The 17,106-nt window shown below is 46.0% G+C and carries 10 protein-coding genes, 1 tRNA gene and 1 pseudogene; 5 read left to right on the top strand and 7 right to left on the bottom strand.

The window, feature by feature from the left end; genetic code table 11:
* The first annotated feature begins 50 nt into the window (after positions 1 to 50).
* Positions 51 to 4,358 (top strand): amino acid adenylation domain-containing protein, encoded by a 4,308-nt coding sequence (locus QUA56_RS18355; RefSeq protein ID WP_333360119.1) that lies wholly within the window; start codon positions 51 to 53, stop codon positions 4,356 to 4,358.
* Positions 4,359 to 4,561: 203 nt separating this feature from the next.
* Here the strand turns inward: QUA56_RS18355 and QUA56_RS18350 are convergent, their stop codons facing one another.
* Positions 4,562 to 5,299, bottom strand: a complete 738-nt coding sequence (locus tag QUA56_RS18350; protein WP_333360117.1) for an SGNH/GDSL hydrolase family protein — start codon at positions 5,297 to 5,299, stop codon at positions 4,562 to 4,564.
* Between the two features lie 1,245 nt (positions 5,300 to 6,544).
* Between QUA56_RS18350 and QUA56_RS18340 the strand changes: the two genes are divergently transcribed.
* From QUA56_RS18340 to QUA56_RS36855, 3 genes are all read left to right on the top strand, one after another.
* Complete coding sequence (locus QUA56_RS18340; protein ID WP_333243964.1) at positions 6,545 to 6,721, top strand: hypothetical protein; 177 nt, start codon at positions 6,545 to 6,547, stop codon at positions 6,719 to 6,721.
* 518 nt (positions 6,722 to 7,239) lie between these two features.
* Positions 7,240 to 8,691 (top strand): peptidoglycan-binding protein, encoded by a 1,452-nt coding sequence (locus tag QUA56_RS18335; protein WP_333360113.1) that lies wholly within the window; start codon positions 7,240 to 7,242, stop codon positions 8,689 to 8,691.
* A 9-nt stretch (positions 8,692 to 8,700) separates the two neighbouring features.
* Entirely contained in the window at positions 8,701 to 8,910 is a 210-nt protein-coding gene (locus QUA56_RS36855) for a peptidoglycan-binding domain-containing protein (protein ID WP_445242923.1), read from the top strand.
* A 97-nt stretch (positions 8,911 to 9,007) separates the two neighbouring features.
* Here the strand turns inward: QUA56_RS36855 and QUA56_RS18325 are convergent, their stop codons facing one another.
* The 3 genes and pseudogenes from QUA56_RS18325 to lipA form a co-directional block, all read right to left on the bottom strand.
* Entirely contained in the window at positions 9,008 to 9,535 is a 528-nt protein-coding gene (locus QUA56_RS18325; RefSeq protein ID WP_333360110.1) for a transcriptional repressor, read from the bottom strand.
* Positions 9,536 to 9,800: 265 nt separating this feature from the next.
* Entirely contained in the window at positions 9,801 to 11,063 is a 1,263-nt protein-coding gene (sigC, locus tag QUA56_RS18320; RefSeq protein WP_333360107.1) for an RNA polymerase sigma factor SigC, read from the bottom strand.
* Between the two features lie 731 nt (positions 11,064 to 11,794).
* Positions 11,795 to 12,670: pseudogene (gene lipA, locus QUA56_RS18315) on the bottom strand (lipoyl synthase); the annotation flags it as partial.
* Between the two features lie 91 nt (positions 12,671 to 12,761).
* Here lipA and QUA56_RS18310 point away from each other — a divergent pair.
* Positions 12,762 to 12,835, top strand: a tRNA-Pro gene (locus QUA56_RS18310).
* An 899-nt stretch (positions 12,836 to 13,734) separates the two neighbouring features.
* Here the strand turns inward: QUA56_RS18310 and QUA56_RS18305 are convergent.
* From QUA56_RS18305 to QUA56_RS18295, 3 genes are all read right to left on the bottom strand, one after another.
* Positions 13,735 to 14,775 carry a tetratricopeptide repeat protein gene (locus QUA56_RS18305; RefSeq protein WP_333360104.1) on the bottom strand — a complete coding sequence of 347 codons (1,041 nt, stop codon included), beginning with the start codon at positions 14,773 to 14,775 and terminating at the stop codon, positions 13,735 to 13,737.
* Positions 14,776 to 15,236: 461 nt separating this feature from the next.
* A complete protein-coding gene (locus QUA56_RS18300; protein ID WP_333360102.1) occupies positions 15,237 to 16,010 on the bottom strand; it encodes a BMC domain-containing protein in 774 nt (257 codons plus the stop codon).
* A gap of 204 nt (positions 16,011 to 16,214) precedes the next feature.
* Positions 16,215 to 16,880, bottom strand: coding sequence for a carbon dioxide concentrating mechanism protein (locus QUA56_RS18295; RefSeq protein ID WP_333360100.1), 666 nt, complete (start codon positions 16,878 to 16,880; stop codon positions 16,215 to 16,217).
* Positions 16,881 to 17,106 lie beyond the last annotated feature (226 nt).

Here is a 17,106-nt window from a genome sequence, read left to right as displayed (position 1 = left end):
AATACTGGGTACAGCGAGTGACATTTAACAAAAGTTTGGAAGTATAGAAAATGACCAAAAACGTATCAGTAGTGATTCCCTCCTATAACAGCGCCCAATTTTTACCGGAAGCAATTGAGAGCGTACTTGAACAGAGTTACCCTCCTTTTGAGGTCATTGTAGTAGACGATGGCTCTACTGATGATACGAAAGAAATCTGCGATCGCTACCCGAAAGTAACATACGTCTATCAAAAAAACCAAGGCGTTGCTGCTGCACGCAATACTGGTCTGCGGGTTAGTACGGGAGAGTATATTCTTTTCCTGGATAGTGATGACTGCCTTTTACCTGAAGCGATTGAGATTGGAGTCAAGCACATCAACGCCCTGCCAGAGGTGGGCTTTGTATTTGGTCGTTATTTCTTCTATTCCATTCAAGCTGATGGCTCCTACAAAGTAGAAGAGAAATATGAAAATCAGCCTGAAATTGCTAATTATCAAACCATTTTAGCCACCCAGCACAAGATTCAATGCGGTTGTATTATTTTTCGGCGCGTGGCTCTGGAGGCCGTCTCTATTGAGTCTGTTGGTGCATTTGATCCAAGTCTAGTGCCGATGGAAGATATCAATTTATTTCTGCGGGTGGCCCGTGAATTTCCGATATATTTTCACGGTGAAGTCGTTTCTAAATATCGCTACACTGGCAATAACCTATCCAGTAAATCGGCAAAAATGCTGCTCCAGGCAAGACTATCTCACGGTCGGCAATGGAGTTACATTCAACAGACTGGAAAAGAAGAATATATAGCGGCATACGAACAAGGTAAAAAATCTTGGACTAAGCTTTTTGGCGATCGATTGCCTTACGAAATCCAGAGATATATACGAGCTAAAGAATGGGTCGCAGCCTTGGGGATTCTGAGATTAATCTTGTATTACGATCCCAAATTGCAATGTATCGATCGGGCAATCTACGAAACATCCTATACAACTCTGATGTCAGAGCTACGAAAGCTCCCCCTTCAAGACTCCCTCGCCTATTGGCAAAAACAACTTGCGGGTGCTCCCCCTTTATTGCCCCTCCCCACTGACCGGCCACGCCCCCCAGAGCAATCCCTCCAGGGAGCTTCTGTATCTTTTGGCATTTCTGGGGAAATCACGACGGCCCTGGGCAGATTGGGCGGGCAGGAAGGGGTCTCCCTATCAACAACCCTGTTAGCTGCGTTTAATATTTTGCTGTATCGCTATACAGGGACGGAAGATGCGATCGTTGGCTCCCCCTTTGTGAGCCGTGTGAATTCAGAAAATTTTGTGAATGCTGTCCCCCTCCGTACAGATATGTCCGGCAATCCCACGTTCCCAGAGTTTCTGGGACGAGTGCGGAAAGTCGTTTTGTTAGCGCAAGCCTATCAAGATGTACCCTATTGCTTGTTGGTCGATCAATTTTGTCCAGAGATCGACTTGAGCTATTCTCCTCTGTTTCAAGTGACCTTTGTCTTTGAGGAAAATATTCCCTTCCAAAAAATAGATCTGTCAAGATTAACGGCAAGTCCTTGGGTGATTGAAAATAACGAAGGGAAGTTTGACTTAACTTTGTTCTTAAAACCAACCAGCGAAGGATTGGAGGGGAGTTGGTCTTACAGCACGGATTTGTTTGATGCAGAAACCATTGAACGAATGAACGAGCATTTCCAGATTTTGTTGGCTGGGATTGTGGCTCATGCACAACAACCGATTTCTGCATTGCCGTTGTTGCCAGACAAAGAGAAAAATTTGTTGCTTGTGGAATGGAATCAGACTCAAACAGATGAGTCACAAGATCGATGCCTCCACCACTTAGTGACCGGGCAAGCAGAAGCAACTCCAGAGAAAATTGCGGTTTCCTTTGAAGGTCAAACATTAACTTACCAAGAACTGCATCAACGCTCCAATCAACTGGCCCACTATTTACAAAAAAAAGGGGTAAAACCAGATGATTTAGTTGGCATTTGTGTCGATCGTTCTCTGGAAATGCTGGTGGGATTATTAGGTGTGCTGAAGGCGGGCGGAGCCTATGTTCCCATAGACCCGAACTACCCTCCCGATCGCGTGGAATACATGATCGAGAATTCCGAAGCCAAACTATTGTTAACACAACAGCAGCTTGTCAAGAACCTGCCTACCAAAGCAGCCAAAGAAGCATTGGTCATCTGTTTGGATGCGGATTGGCCCCTGATTGCTCAAGAGAGCCAGGAAACACCGATCGCAAGTGTTAAGCCAGAAAATATGGCCTACGTCATTTACACGTCTGGTTCTACGGGTAAGCCCAAAGGCGTACAAGTTCTTCACCGCGGGGCAGTCAATTTTTTAAATTCGATGCGCGAGCAACCGGGAATCTGTGAGGCGGATATTTTGCTGTCTGTCACCACTCTCTCTTTTGATATTGCAGTCTTAGAACTGTACTTACCCCTGACTGTGGGAGCGCAGGTTGTCATCCTGAGTCGGGAAGCTGCCATGGATGGCAGAAAGTTATTAAAGACGATCGCCCAATCGGGGATTACGATCCTGCAAGCGACCCCAGCGACTTGGCGATTATTGCTGGAATCGGGTTGGGAAGGTCAGTCCCCGATGAAAATGCTCGCCGGTGGGGAAGCCGTGCCTAAAGAATTGGCTGCCCAATTGTTAACCAAAGGTACGGAACTTTGGAATATGTACGGGCCGACAGAAACAACAGTTTGGTCAACGGTTTATCAAATCAAAGATGCCCAACAGCGAATTTTAATTGGTAAGCCGATCGCCAACACCGATATCTACATCTTAGATCCTCTCCTGCAACCTGTTCCCGTTGGGGTGGCTGGGGAATTACATATTGGTGGTTCAGGATTAGCCCGAGGCTATTTGCAACGTGACGATTTAACGACAGAGAGATTTATTCCTAATCCCTTTCGGGAAACCGAACGAATCTACAAGACGGGGGACTTAGCGCGTTATTTGCCAGATGGAAATATTGAGTGTTTGGGTCGCCTAGATTTTCAAGTCAAAATTCGCGGTTTTCGCATCGAACTCGGTGAAATCGAGTCTGTTTTGGTCAAACATCCCAATGTGCAGCAGGCGGTGGTCATCGTCAGGGAAGATTTTCCTGGCGACAAGCGTCTAGTGAGTTATATTGTCGCCGTCAACAATCAGAACCCAACCATCGAAGAACTGCGAAGTCTGCTCAAGGAGTATGTACCAGAATATATGGTGCCGTCTATCTTCGTTTTCTTGGAAGCTCTACCTCTAACACCTAATGGTAAGGTCGATCGTAAAGCTCTACCCGCACCTCAACAATCTGCCCAACCACCAATCACACCCGCCACTCCAACTCAAGCAACGCAAGAAAAGCCAGGAGAATTTGCCAAGCCCCAGGATGATTTGGAAGTTCAACTCGTCAATATTTGGGAAGAAGTATTGCATACTTCACCCATCAGTACGACAGATAATTTCTTCGAGATGGGAGGACATTCCCTATTAGCGATATCCCTAATTCGTGAAATAGAGAAAACCTACAATAAAGAGCTACCTTTACCTATCCTTTTCCAATCGCAAACGATTCAGCAGTTGGCTAACACCCTTCGTAAACAAAGATTCTCGTCTGCTTCGCAGGCTTTAGTCACGATTCAGAAAGGTAGTTCCAAACTGCCTTTATTCTTTATTTACGGCATATTCCTTTACTATAATTTATCAAGACACCTGGGCAAAGACCAAACCTGTTATGGAGTCTATGTCAAAGAGGAAGTCAATATGTTCCAAAGGAATAAACTTGACCAATCACCAACGCCTTCAGTGAGTATTCCAGATCTGGCCACTCGCTACCTCAAAGAAATACAAAAACATCAGCCTACAGGCCCTTACCTCCTAGCGGGTGAGTCATTGGGTGGCTTAGTAGCCTTTGAAATGGCACATCAACTTCATTTACAGGGTGAGGAAGTAGCTTTACTGTGCCTTTTGGATAGTGCGATTCCAGGGCAAAACCAACTGTCATTGAGTCAGAAGCTTGCTTTTCATGCCAAAAAGCTGCGCGAAAAAGGGCTTACCTATGTTTTCCAAAAGATACAACAATTTCAGAAGGCTAAATCGACTTCTAACATTAATAATGCTCCTGTAGATCCTCGATTAGAGTTTCGGGATTACGCTTTCAACAGTTACAGGCCACAGCCTTACCCAGGCAGGGCGATTTTGTTCCGGGCGATGGAGGAAAGTCACTTTAGCACTTTGGAAAACTGGAATGAACTGTTGGTTGGAGGATTAGACATATATGATATCCCTGGAAATCATCTAACTATCCTTCAAGAACCCAATGTCCCTCTCTTGGCGGAAAAAATGAGACTGCATATCGATCGAGCCTTAGCAAAACTTTAGGCTGCTATCTGAGCTGCTATCTGCCTCTGGTATGCAGCAGCTCATACCATTTCTCTATTAAGCTGCGCTTAATAGAGAAAGTGGCGATCGCATCTTTAGCTGGATAGGATTATCGGCTCTCCCGTAGTTGTGGTGATAACGTAAGCTTATAATCTAGCAGTATCAAGGGTTTTATTTGTCTGGCCAGGCTTTCAAGTTGGTTGTCACCGCAGTATTTTTAATAAGGCTCCTCGATAAATTTTTCTACCTTCAGAGTTAAGATGGACGCCATCTTTTGTTGCATTTTCTTTTAAGACTGTCCCTTCATAAAGGGGCTGAATTTCTTTTTCTACTATCAAAACTTTCTCTGTCGCTGCCACTTGACGAGTGAACGATCTAATTTTTTCCACTCTTTCCAAAGGACCCGCTAGTGTGAGATCGTGGCTGGCTGCAACCGTTGAGTAAAATGAAGGGATTAACAGCACTTTTTTGGCGTTCATTTTTGTTCTAATAATGCTGATGATTTGCTGCATATTGTTAATAAATTGTGCATCCGTCGTTCGATAAATCGCATCATTAGTACCGAGGGCAATAATGGCTTTATTACATTTAACTCGATCGGCAGTTAATTGTTTTAGCTGTTCAAGCTGAGAAATTGTTGACATACCGGGTAAGGCAAAATTAAAAGTATCATTACCCATAGTATTCCCCAGCCCATAGGTAATAGAATCGCCAAAAAAGCAAGTATCAATTTGAGTTTGTTTAGTCAGATCGAGTTGATACTTAACTTCATCCTCCCACCAAGGGTTAGAACTGAGGGTGTCTGTGGGTAATTCGATATAAGTTTCATTAAACATGACGAGGATTCTACCTAAATACCCCGTCTTTATTGCCCATCCTAAAATCCCTGTTAAGACAATGACATTCAATAGCAGTGAAATGGTCGCGAGCAGTTTTTTCATACAGGTATTAGCAAGGAAACTAACAGAACCGATCGATCAATATGCTACCCTAACGTAATTCATAATTATCATCAGTTTATCTCATCACGAATTAAGCGGTCGCAGTCCTCCATCTCGTTTGAGATTAATCGGCTTAAACCCTTGTATAGCTAAGCTTTCAAGTTGCTTGTCACCCCGTCAGCTTGATGAGGCAACCGTCACCTTCGTACTACTCAGATATTGCACCATTCTCAATAAAGTTCTACAACCCTCGATCTTTCCTCCATCGAATGACCAAAAACCTAGTTTTTTGAGGCTGATTGACTGGCGTGCAATATCTGAGTAGTACGAAGGTGTCTTTTTTGTGCCAGCACCTATCTTAATTATCTGGTCTTTAATATCATAACTAAATGTTGACCCGTCGGCTATCCATATATTTTCAAACTTTCTCAAGGCAAATTGTACGCTGTCGGGTAAGGGTATTGATTTTCTTGACAGCCATGAACTACTAAAATGAGGCAGTAATTATTTGAAAAATTTTTCAAATATAATGGCCGGGAAAGTTAGAAATATGAGCGATAATGCTTGTTGAGTAATTTCTTGTGGCTCACACCATAAAAATCCCTCTCTCTTTAATAATCTCGCACTCCTCAATGCCAATGGAGTTTGTGCCGTAAGCTAGCGCTCAATCTTTGCGATCCATGCCCTCTGGAGACGAACAAAACAACTGTGATGTTAGCATTAGGGAATAAATTGGCATCAAGCAGACTGCCCTTTTGTCAAGGCGATGAAGAGTAAAAATTGTTGGAAAGAGAATGGACGCAGGATTTGGCATACGCTTAGAGAGATATTTTGGTTTGTAAGGCAACGATCTATGTATATCTTGCCTTACAGCTTTTTTGAGCTCGCTTGAGCAGTGCCATTAAACTTTAGTCCTCATGATTTTACTAGACAAGATTGCATTCATTCGCTAGTTGGGATTGCCGTCTGAGACGCTGACATTGTGGGTGCTATCGCCCCAGCCAACTCCTCAATTTCACATAAAAGCTCAGCAGACAAAAGGTTTCACCAGCTAAAACTCAACAGAAAAACTCATGAATAACATAAGTTTAAATTATGTGATTGATGAGAGTATGTTAAGAAACTTAGCAAAATTTTAAGCTTAGTTGCAAAACGCAGGCTGTTGTCACCTCCGCAGAGGCAAGAGTGGTAGCTTTGATCGCAAGATGTAAGTTTTCAGCTTAACAGCTACCAACCATAAAAAATATGTACGACAAACGTCCCGATCGAGATTTGGCGACTGCTGCTGTTACTGCGGCTTTGGGAGCTGGGGTTGTCACCTCTTTTGCAGTTAGCCGAGGGCAAAATCCACTTTTGGCATTAGGAATTACGGTTTTTGCAGCGGGAGTAGCTTTAATTTGCGATCGGTTCGGCTTAATTTAAGCGATGTCAATTTTTTAATACAAAGTCAACTTATCAAAAAATCCCCGTCCTATTGGCAACTAGCAAGGGTGGGGATTTTTATTTGCTCGTTTTTCTGTCGATCGGCGGTACTTTCCCAGACGCACTCGCAACATGAAGAAACCGCGTTTATTAACAAAAAAACCTGCGCTTTCAGGCTCTTTCCCAGACAACAAATTAAGGTAATTACAGCTTGCGCGCAAGTCTTGTGGTAATTTCAGCGGCAGCCAGATAAAATATTAGCCAGCACTACCCTAGAACTTATCGTCTTTTGGTCTCAAAGGCTAAGACTGTGCCTGCAAACTTTTTTCTTGACTCGCGTCTCTATAAACAGCGATGCTATCTTGGTTGTTACCTGTAATTATTTTTGAAGGCAAATTTTTTCAAAAACGGGTGCTTCGCGCAAACAGGTAAAACTTAGCCTCGATCGATCCGCAGCAGCCCAAAGCTCAGCTTGAGTTTGCTCGTACACCTCAACCACAATTTCACACTAAAAAGTTATGGAATCCCTCGCCTACCTCGAACTTGCTCTTGTTTGCGAAGCACCCGCAGAGTCGAAAATTTTTGATTGGCCCAAGTGGCAAAACCTATCGAGTCAGACTTATGTCCGTTTGCTGTCTCTGGCTTTGATGGTGTCGGTTTTGAGTGCAGCCGGTGCGGCTTTTGCTCAAATAGATCCGAGAAACCCAAATTTGCGATCGGTTCAAGACAGGTTGCGGGATCTCGGCTATTTTCCCAGGTCTTCGACAGGTCAACTCGGCCCGGTTACTAGACAAGCTCTGACTAATTTTCAGCGAGACTATCAACTGTCGCTAACTGGCAGGCCCGATCGAGCTACTGTGATAGCACTCAACAGTTTTGCCGGGGATGACGATCGACCTTTTAAAACCTCTTTGACAACATACCATACAAATTATCGGGAACTGGGTTTTGGAGACGCGGGTGCAGATGTTTCGGCCCTCCAGCGCAGGTTGCATCAGCTAGGCTACTTCAACGCGCATCCCACAGGGAGTTTTCGCGAAGTTACTCAAAATGCGGTTAGATACTTCCAGCGAATTAATCGACTGCAGGTGACTGGAGTTGCTGACAGGCAAACTTTAGCTTTGCTGTTTGGTTCCACCAGGCCGATTCCCCCCGTTACGCTTCCGGGGAATATTTCGGGACATGGCGGTTGCAAGGGGCTGCGGTTCGGGGACAGAGGGGCGACGGTAGACTTGATCCAGCGGCAGTTAAAAGCTTTGGGCTATTTTGAAGGTGGCGTTGACGGCAAGTTTCGCGAACGCACTCTCTACGCTGTGACTCGTTTTCAGCAAGATTACAATCTGGTTTCTGACGGCTGCGCTGACACTGCTACTTTGACTGCTATAGATGCCCAGATGAGGGAAGCTCAAATTACCTCATGGACTGAGGAAAATGACCTACAGACTAATGACGGAGATTTTCTGGAGTTGGGCGATAGAGGCCGACAAGTAGAATTTGTGCAGCGGCGGCTGCAAGAATTGGGTTATTACAGGAGCCAGATTCACGGTTGGTTCGATCGACCGACTCAGGCAGCTTTGATCCGCTTTCAGAGGGATAGCGGGCTGTTCGGGACTGGGAGGGTCGATCGCAGCACTCGATCGGCTTTGCGACAAGCCAACAAGCAGGCCTCCGCGCCTGTGCCGCAAATCGCCGCTGGTCTACGGCGGGGCGATACTGGATCTGCTGTCGCACAGCTTCAGTCTGCGCTCAGAAGTCTGGGCAAAAACCCCGGTCCGGTGAACGGAGTATTTGGAGCCGAGACCGAGTTTGCGGTGCTGTCGTTTCAACAGGAACGCAATTTGTCACCGGCGACGGGTATTGCCACTCCGGCGACTTTGGCTGCGCTCCAAAACGGATTACCTGGGCGGGTGGCTGTTCGTGCTGTTCCAATTAGCAGCAGTTTTAACTCTCGATCGAGCATTCAGCAATGACAAAGGCGGCTGCAAGACCTCGGCTTTTACACAGGCCCGATCGGCGGAGTTTTTGATGCTTCAACGAAAAACGCCATCGATCGAGCGAGCGCGCAGTTACGGGGTCAGCAGCGACGATTTGTTGAGCCAAACTTTTTAGCCCCGGACTTGCGGATGCTACATCAAAGAAATCGGGTTTCTGGTTTCCGACTCATTCCTGAAATGATGTATTTTTCTTAAGAAACCCGGTTTCTGCGTAACTGCGATCGCACTTGCGCCGAAGAGTTTTGTTAAAAAAGGTAACAAGCCGTACTTGAAATCAGAAAATAGTGCACTGTCACTCGATTACATCCGTGGCGCTGATGCCGTGCTGGGCGATCGACCTCGGACAAGACCAATTGCTGGAAACCAAAGACGGCCATCCCATCCGCAAAGCTTCGTGGCAAACCGTATGAATGGTTAGCTGGCAGTCTAGCAAGTGCAACCCAGACTTTTCAGCTTGCTTCATGCCAATTTTCAAAATCGAGTCGTTGTTAAATTCGATCGTTCTGTTGCACTGAACGCAGACTAAGTGGTGGTGGTGGTGCGGGTAAGGCTGATTTATTTCATAGTGTTTGTGACCTTCGGCTAGTTCGAGTTCGCGGAGGAGGCTCATCCTTGCCATTAACTTTAAAGTTCGGTAAATGGTGGACAAGCTAATGTTTTCTCCGCGATTTTTTAACAAAGTGTACAAATCCTCGGCGCTCAGGTGATTGCCTTTGGGGAGGTTCTGAAAAACGTGCAAGATAGTTTCCCGTTGGGGAGTCATCCGCCAGCCTTTGTCATTGAGTTCGGATTTGAATGAGGACGCGGTGTAAAGTGCCATAGTGACCCTCTCAAGAAAGTCTGCCTATTGACAATAATACACAACGATCGAGATATTTGCAAATATCGAAGCTTATTGAAAAAAAGGTTGAGGAAAAAATTTGGTTTTTGATATTTTTTGACTTTTGACTGACTTTATGCCTTGCGGCAGAGGACAGAGAAGTTGTTTAGAAGTTATGAAAATTTTTACTTCTGCCGAATTCCTTCTGCCTTCTGCATAAGTGCCTAATGCCTCGCTCCGCGCTCCGGCGGGCCCGCGGGCAAATTTAAGTCAGAGACTCCAGATAGTCGCGCACGCGGTTGCGGCGCTTGGGTTGACGGAGTTTTTGCAAAGCTTTTGCTTCAATTTGGCGCACTCGCTCGCGGGACAAGTCGAGAGCGCGACCAATTTCTGCCAGCGAGTAGGGGTGTCCGTCGCCCAAACCAAAGCGCATCAGAATTACATCCCGCTCTCGGCTGGTCAAATCTGCCAGCAGTTGCTGCAAGTCGCGGTGCAAAGCTTCTCGCATCAGCATTTCTTCTGGGGAGATGCTGTCGGTTTCGAGCAAGTCGCCCAACTCTGTATCTTTTTCGTTGCCCACTTTAGTTTCCAGAGAAACAGACCGGGGGACTCGCAGCAAAACTTCTCGGACTTGGGGCGCTGTCATGTCCAACTCGACAGCGATATCTTCGATCGTAGCTGTCCGACCTTTTTCTTGAGAAATTTTGCGCTGGGCTTTTTTGATTTTGTTAAGTTTTTCGGTGATGTGGACGGGGAGGCGGATGGTGCGGCTTTGAGTGGCGATCGCCCGCGTAATTCCCTGCCGAATCCACCAGTACGCATAGGTGCTAAACCGATAGCCCCGCGTCGGATCGAACTTTTCTACCGCTCGCTCCAGTCCTAAAGTACCTTCTTGTATTAAATCGAGCAATTCTAAACCGCGATTTTGATATTTTTTCGCCACCGAAACCACCAGGCGCAGGTTCGCCTTAATCATGTGGTCTTTAGCTTCAACGCCTTCAGCTTGAATTCTTTCGATCGTCTCGACCGTCATTTCTGCTAACTCGGCCCACTGGCGCTTACCTTCGGCCATAATTTTCTTGAGTTCTGGTACGTCAGCGACGCCGGCGGTTAATGCCCAGCGTTCCAGGGAAGGTTTGTGTCCCAACTGTGCTGCCAACCGATCGCGCACCTCAATTAAATGCACGAAACGCTGAATCAGCCCTTCTTCCTGGGAAGCAGTGGTTTTTCGCAATTCCAGCAATTTGATATAGCGCTGAACTTTTTGAGCTTCCGAGACTTCTTCGTCTCGACCTAAAAGACGAACCCGACCTATTTCTTGGAGGTACAGGCGCACTAAATCTGTAGTGCGGCGGCTGGCATTTTTTTGCAATTTGGCTGCTGGGTCTGCATCCTCTGTATCTGCTGGGTCTTGGTCGATCTCGTCTCCAGCTTCTTCAGCATCTTCATCCAACACATCATCTTGCAAGGGATTGACTCGCAGTTGTTCGTCGAATTCAGCTTCAGCGTAAAAAGAGGTGGCTGGCATAGTGATTTTCTCAGTTGCTCCGGGTGAAAAGATGCTACGCTTAGCGGTTATTTATAATTATGATGCCCACTTTGTTAAGACGAAGCATCACCGCTTTGTGTTTCTTTACTAACTTTCCTGACTTTTCTGCTGTTGTTCGATCGAACTTTTGCTGCCCCACTTGTTTTACCAAGATTCTGGAAAACGCTAAGAACTTTCTGATGTAACAGGTTGAAGGCCCGAAAAGTGTGTTGTACTTCTTTGTTTATGTAGCTAGTATAGATAGTGACTGGCTAGAAACAAGTGACGTTCGTCAGAAGTTAAGTTAATCTTCATCACCAATAAGCTGGTTCCCGATCACTTCTGAAAATTAGCGATTTTTTTAATAAAACTTTATATAACTCGGCGCTCTCGATTAAATATCCCGCAGCGAGAACGCAAGTTTAATCTCTTACAGAATATGACATCCAGAGTTTGTACAGTCCGCAGTACCGAGTTAGTGGCTGACGCAAAAACCGGGTTCCTGGATGTCTTTTGCGTCAGTCGCGAGTTTGAGGGGGCGATCGACCGATAATTGTTTTGCAGTTGGCTGCTGCTTCCCCGGCGATCTCCTTCAAGATCCCCAGGATCGGAAACCGGGTTTTTTGCACTGGGCTTGCATAGAAAGCGCAGGTTTTTCCTCGCTGTTACCCGATCGATCTGGTCTGATTGAGAATGGGGATCTGCGCGTCAGTTCACTCAAATTAAAATTGCTAGCGCGGGTAAAGTTTCATCAGTTCCCTCACCTGTTCGGCGTGATACGAACTGCGAGTTAAGGGAGAAGCGACAACTTGCAAGAATCCCAAAGATTCGCCAAACTTTCTCCAAGCATCAAACTGTTCTGGAGGCACAAAGTTTTCTACGTTCAAGTGCTTTTGAGTCGGCTGCAGGTACTGTCCAACTGTTAAAATATCGCAGCCGACAGCCCGTAAGTCTTGCATCGCCTCCCGAATTTCGGCGTCAGTTTCTCCGAGGCCCACCATGATGCCGGATTTGGTGTACACCCCAGGTGCGAGTTGGCGGCTTCGCTGCAATAGTTCCAAGGTGCGATCGTACTTTCCTTGCGGCCGCACCTTGCGGTAAAGTCGCTTTACGGTTTCGGTATTGTGGTTTAGTACCTCTGGGCGGGCTGCAAGAATAATTTCTAAAGCTTGCCAGTTGCCGCACAAGTCGGGAATCAAAACTTCTATAGTTGTATCGGGCATCGCCGATCGCACCGCTTGAATGCACTCGACAAACTGAGACGCGCCTCCATCTGGCAAATCGTCCCGGTTGACAGAAGTAATCACAACGTGGTTGAGTTTGAGCCGCTGCACAGCTTGCGCCAATCTTTCGGGTTCCGTCGGATCTAAAGGTTTGGGCTTTTTCTCAAAATCGATGTCGCAGTAAGGACAGGCGCGGGTACAAGCCGGGCCCATAATCAAAAATGTGGCAGTACCTGCGTTGAAGCATTCGCCGATGTTCGGACACGAAGCCTCTTCGCAAACCGTATTCAGGGCTAAATCCCGCAAAATTTCTTTGACGTTGCCGACGCGCTCCCACTGGGGGGCTTTAACTCGCAACCACTGGGGCTTAACTGTCACGTCTGTCTCCGCCTGAGTAGTGTTTTACTAATTATTATATACGAGCTTGCTCAATTTTGACTTGAATGTGATATCCTAAAGAGATAGTGACTAAATTCGGGATGTAGCGCAGCTTGGTAGCGCACCTCGTTCGGGACGAGGGGGTCGCAGGTTCAAATCCTGTCATCCCGATTGACTTTAACTCTTTACAGGTAACGGGTTTCAGATTTATTGCTCTCTAAGATATTCCATTTTCCGCTCATCCTTCGCTCAGTCCGACTTTTCCAAGTAGCTGAGTATCTCCAACAGTGCCTCCATATCAGCCAAGTCCGCCCTCGACTTTTTACGCCGCGCTTTCAACTGGTTGAGCAAGTCGGCCGGCCCTGCAGGGTAAGCTCATCTAATTTGGTATAAATTGTACTTGACAAAACCAACAAAATATACAGGTAGCCCGATCGTCAGTAACGGTTCTATAGAACCCATTTGAGATATAAAAGGCTGCAAGCCTTGTAACCATCAGCCTAATAAAACAAAGATTAAGCTGTCGCGCATTTAAATTGCATATTCTGGGCGCGACGCCCAACCCTACTCCCCACTCATTGTTTGATTGTTTTTTTACAGACAATTTAAATGCCGCAACAGCTTAACAATAGTATTTATTGCTCCCAACCAATTCATTGTTGTCTTAATGTCGCGAATCTCTACTGAGGTAAATTTAGGCAGGAAAATACCTAAATCTCTATTAGGGATTGAAACGAGCTTTCTTTTAAAGAAATATAACCATCTTCAGAGCTTATCGCCGGAAAATACCTAAATCTCTATCAGGGATTGAAACCCTCAGTAGCCTTTTTGGCAGTAGCAGTATAAGATGTAGGGTGCGTGACTGTGAATAGATTTGGGCTTGTGTAAAAAGCCTCAACCGTCACGCACCGTAACTCGCGAGTGGAGTGCTAGCATCCCACTCACACAAAATAAGTAGTAGGACACAATTAATTACACAAAAGTTGGGCTACAAGCCTTGTCTAGTAACAAATTAGCAAAAAATCAGTGTGTAATTAATTCTGTCCAATTACTTATGACTGCCGACTAAATCAATCATTGATAAATTCACCTTCACAGATAATCGAGTCTCTCTTCTCCAAATCTTCTTGATTCCATACCGCGTTTAATGCAGCCGAACTTAAGGAAGTTGACATCGTATTTAAGGTTGTATTGTAGTATTCGACAGCATTATTAAGTTCTACCTGCGGCGCTTCCTTAAAGTACGAATTAATATCAGGCGTGCACCGCTGGGCCTGGTAGTATAAATAAGATTCAGCATTGATGCACATGACGTGGTAAAAATCCTTATTTGCTGTCGCAATATCTCCAAGTTTATACAGCGCTAAACCCCGGTTGAGATAAGCTTTAACATAGTTAGGATCGAGTTCCACTGCTTTGTTAAAGTCTTCAATTGCAAGCTGCATTTGTTTTAATTTATAGCGAACGCAACCTCTGTTATAATACGCATAAACATTGTTTGGATCGATGCCGAGTGCAGTGTTATAGTCGGCGATCGCCTGCGTATTGTCTCCTAATTGGTGGAAAGAAAGGCCGCGATTTATGTAAGCTTTGATATATCTAGGGTTCAACCGCAGCGTTTCGTTAAAGTTCTCCGTTGCTGCCTCTTTTTCTCCCAAAAGGTAGTAAGCGCGCCCCCGGTTGTAATAGGTTTTATAATTGTGGGAATTGATAGAGAGAGCTCGATTGTAGTCTTCAATTGCTTCTTCGTAATGTCCTAAATTAGCAAGTACAAGTCCCCGGTTGTTGTAGATAGCGTGGCTGTTAGGCTTACTTGCTAAAGCGCAGTTGAGATCCTCAATGGCTTTTTCGTGTTCTCCGAGATGGCGCCAAGCATTACCTCGATTCAAGTAAGCCTCGAACAAATTAGGATTGATATCTAGGGCTTGGCTGAGGTCTGCGATCGCCTTTTGGTAGTCTTTCATGTAATAGTAAACCAAGCCGCGATTGTTATAGGCTTTGGCATCGGCGGGATTGACTTGCAATATCTGATCGAAGTCCTCAAGTGCCGCTTCATAGTTTCCTTTCTTGGCGCTGTGCAAACCGCGTTTGTAAAATTGTTTGAGGTTCATAGGTCAACTTTCAGGATTGCTTGATTCTGGGGGTTGATTCCTTTGCAGTCAGGGTTTAGTTCGACAGCCGTTAATCTGTTGAAAGATCGCCCGCCTGCGGTCAGAGTAACTCTTGACTGATTCTAGGCAATCTACCGGAAACAGGATTTTATGTTTATTTTAACAGCAGTTAAATCCTCTTGAAAGAGTATGCACCTCGGCTGGATTTATTTCGTCAGTTCGATTGTTTACCCGATCGACTTTCGCTTAAAAGTCTAGCTTAATTTTGCGATCTGTATCTTTTGATTGGGCTGCGATCGGCTCGATCGCCAAATTAAGTTTGAGACAGCTACTCAGTATAAATTGTTGCCAGCAGTCCCACTGAGTAAAATTTATATCTTTTTGATAAACTTCGTCTCAGTATTTGCCGCAGCACGTCTCTACAAACTTTTGTTGCCTAATTACCCATTACCGATTACCCATTACCGATTGATTTCCTCTTCCACATAAACAGTCAATTTCTCCAAATCTGGAAGTTCGATCAATTCTTGTTCCTTTTCCTTAACCGACACGGGCATCATCACAGGTTTACGGTGTTCGATCCAGCAACTCGCCAGCGGCAAAGTTTGCTCCAAATCTTCCAAAGGCCTCGGAATTACCATCACCGCGTTCAACTCGCCAATTCGCTCAGCTTCGTACATCCCCGCTTCTACGGCTACTGCGACATCTGCGACTGCACCGCGAATAATTGCCGTACACAAACCGGCGCCAATTTTCTCATAGGCGGCCAAATGTACGTCTGCGGATTTGAGCATAGCATCGCAAGCGCCGACCATTGCCGGAAATCCCCGGGTTTCGAGCAAACCGATCGCCTGATTGCTAAGCCGAGAATAACTGCCGCTTTCGGAAAGTTCCGTCAGCCGAAAGCCGATCGGCAAAACCACTTCCAAATTAGCCAAAGGCCTAGGAATCACCAACTTAGAAACAAACTGCCCGAACTGTTCAGCAGTCTGAGCTCCAGCTTCCACAGCCAAACGCACATCCGAAATTCTGCCCCGGACGATCGCCGTACAGTGACCGGAACCAATTTTTTCGTATCCTACCAAAATCACCCCTGCCGACTTCAGCATCATGTCAGCAGTCCCCACAATTGCCGGAAAACTCTTGGTGGATACCAAACCCAAAGCAGTGTCTTTGAAGTATTCCTGGCGCTGCGATCGCTCTTCGTGACTGTTACGATCTGTTTGTCCGTCCATCTTCTATTACCTTTAGAAACTGCCCAAAATAAAAATTTGTTGATAGTTTTAGTTTCTCAGATGAGAAGACAGACTGCACGAGCTACAAGACACAGATTTCCGCTGCAATGCCTGACAAATTTCTGAGCTGCGAATAATATGAGATTACCTATTTATATTTGATCTTTCTGCCTTCAGCATAGCTGCCTTTTGCCGAAATGAGGGCTACCCGGAACCGCCCGAGAGACTTTGACCGTTTTCCTCCGATCGATTAAAAGCTTGCCGGTGCGGAAACAGCGTTCCCAGCAGCCGATTGATGTGAGCTTGGCCGTAGAGAATAGTTGGCGTCTCCCCTGGTTGGGGCTGCTCTGCGGCTGTGGATTCCGGCGGCTCAGGGGCAGTCTCCGGCGCAGTTTGAGGCGGTGTTTGAGAGGGTTCTGGTGGATCGATCGGCTCGATCGGTCGATCGACCGGTGGCGTACTGGCGGAGGGTGTTTCCGGTGCTGCGGTTGCTGCTGCGGTTGCTTCTGGTGCAACTTGGCGGCTGGTATCTCCGATTAGAGAACCTGCTGGCAAAATTTGCATTTTGTCGATACAAGGATCGATCAGCGTCGTCCCCGCGCCAATACAGGCATTTGCCCCGATCGTTCCCGCACCTACCACTAGCACCCCTGCACCCAGAATCACGCCTGCCCCGATGTCCAGAGTACCTTCACGGGCGTGAAGGATAACTCCCATGCCGATACACGCACCGGCGGCGATCGAAATCCGGCTGCCCGGATCTGCTTGCAGGATTGCTCCAGGGGCGATCGTCGCACCCTCATTCACAACTACATCGCCACTCATCAAAATCTGAGAGTTGCTACTTAATTGCAGTGGCGATAAATACATTCAACTTCACCATGACATGAGCTATAATTTTAGATACAAGGACTTTAAATTACTGCGTTTTCTCGACTGATAAATTTAACGCGGTCAATCTAAGAAACGAGAATTTACTATATTGAGAAGCTTGATGCTTTAACGTTTTCTAGAAAGTTTCAGCAGATTCTAGATTTTGACCAACTGTTCTCAATCGAGCTCTCTAAATATCTAAAATCCAACTTAAATTTGCTTG

The organism is Microcoleus sp. N3A4 (assembly GCF_036701805.1).
In the GTDB taxonomy this organism is placed as follows: Bacteria; Cyanobacteriota; Cyanobacteriia; order Cyanobacteriales; family Microcoleaceae; genus Microcoleus.
Note: the sequence above shows the minus strand (reverse complement) of the source record. Positions and strands in the feature narration are given on the sequence as shown.

Bases quoted from the DNA above. Each gene is read 5' to 3' on its own strand.
- QUA56_RS18355 (WP_333360119.1), top strand. From the start codon at position 51: ATGACCAAAAACGTATCAGTAGTGATTCCCTCCTATAACAGCGCCCAA.
- QUA56_RS18335 (WP_333360113.1), top strand. From the start codon at position 7,240: ATGGAATCCCTCGCCTACCTCGAACTTGCTCTTGTTTGCGAAGCACCC.
- sigC (WP_333360107.1), bottom strand. From the start codon at position 11,063: ATGCCAGCCACCTCTTTTTACGCTGAAGCTGAATTCGACGAACAACTG.
- QUA56_RS18300 (WP_333360102.1), bottom strand. From the start codon at position 16,010: ATGGACGGACAAACAGATCGTAACAGTCACGAAGAGCGATCGCAGCGC.
- QUA56_RS18350 (WP_333360117.1), bottom strand. From the start codon at position 5,299: ATGAAAAAACTGCTCGCGACCATTTCACTGCTATTGAATGTCATTGTC.
- QUA56_RS18295 (WP_333360100.1), bottom strand. From the start codon at position 16,880: ATGTATTTATCGCCACTGCAATTAAGTAGCAACTCTCAGATTTTGATG.
- QUA56_RS18325 (WP_333360110.1), bottom strand. From the start codon at position 9,535: ATGGCACTTTACACCGCGTCCTCATTCAAATCCGAACTCAATGACAAA.
- QUA56_RS18340 (WP_333243964.1), top strand. From the start codon at position 6,545: ATGTACGACAAACGTCCCGATCGAGATTTGGCGACTGCTGCTGTTACT.
- QUA56_RS18305 (WP_333360104.1), bottom strand. From the start codon at position 14,775: ATGAACCTCAAACAATTTTACAAACGCGGTTTGCACAGCGCCAAGAAA.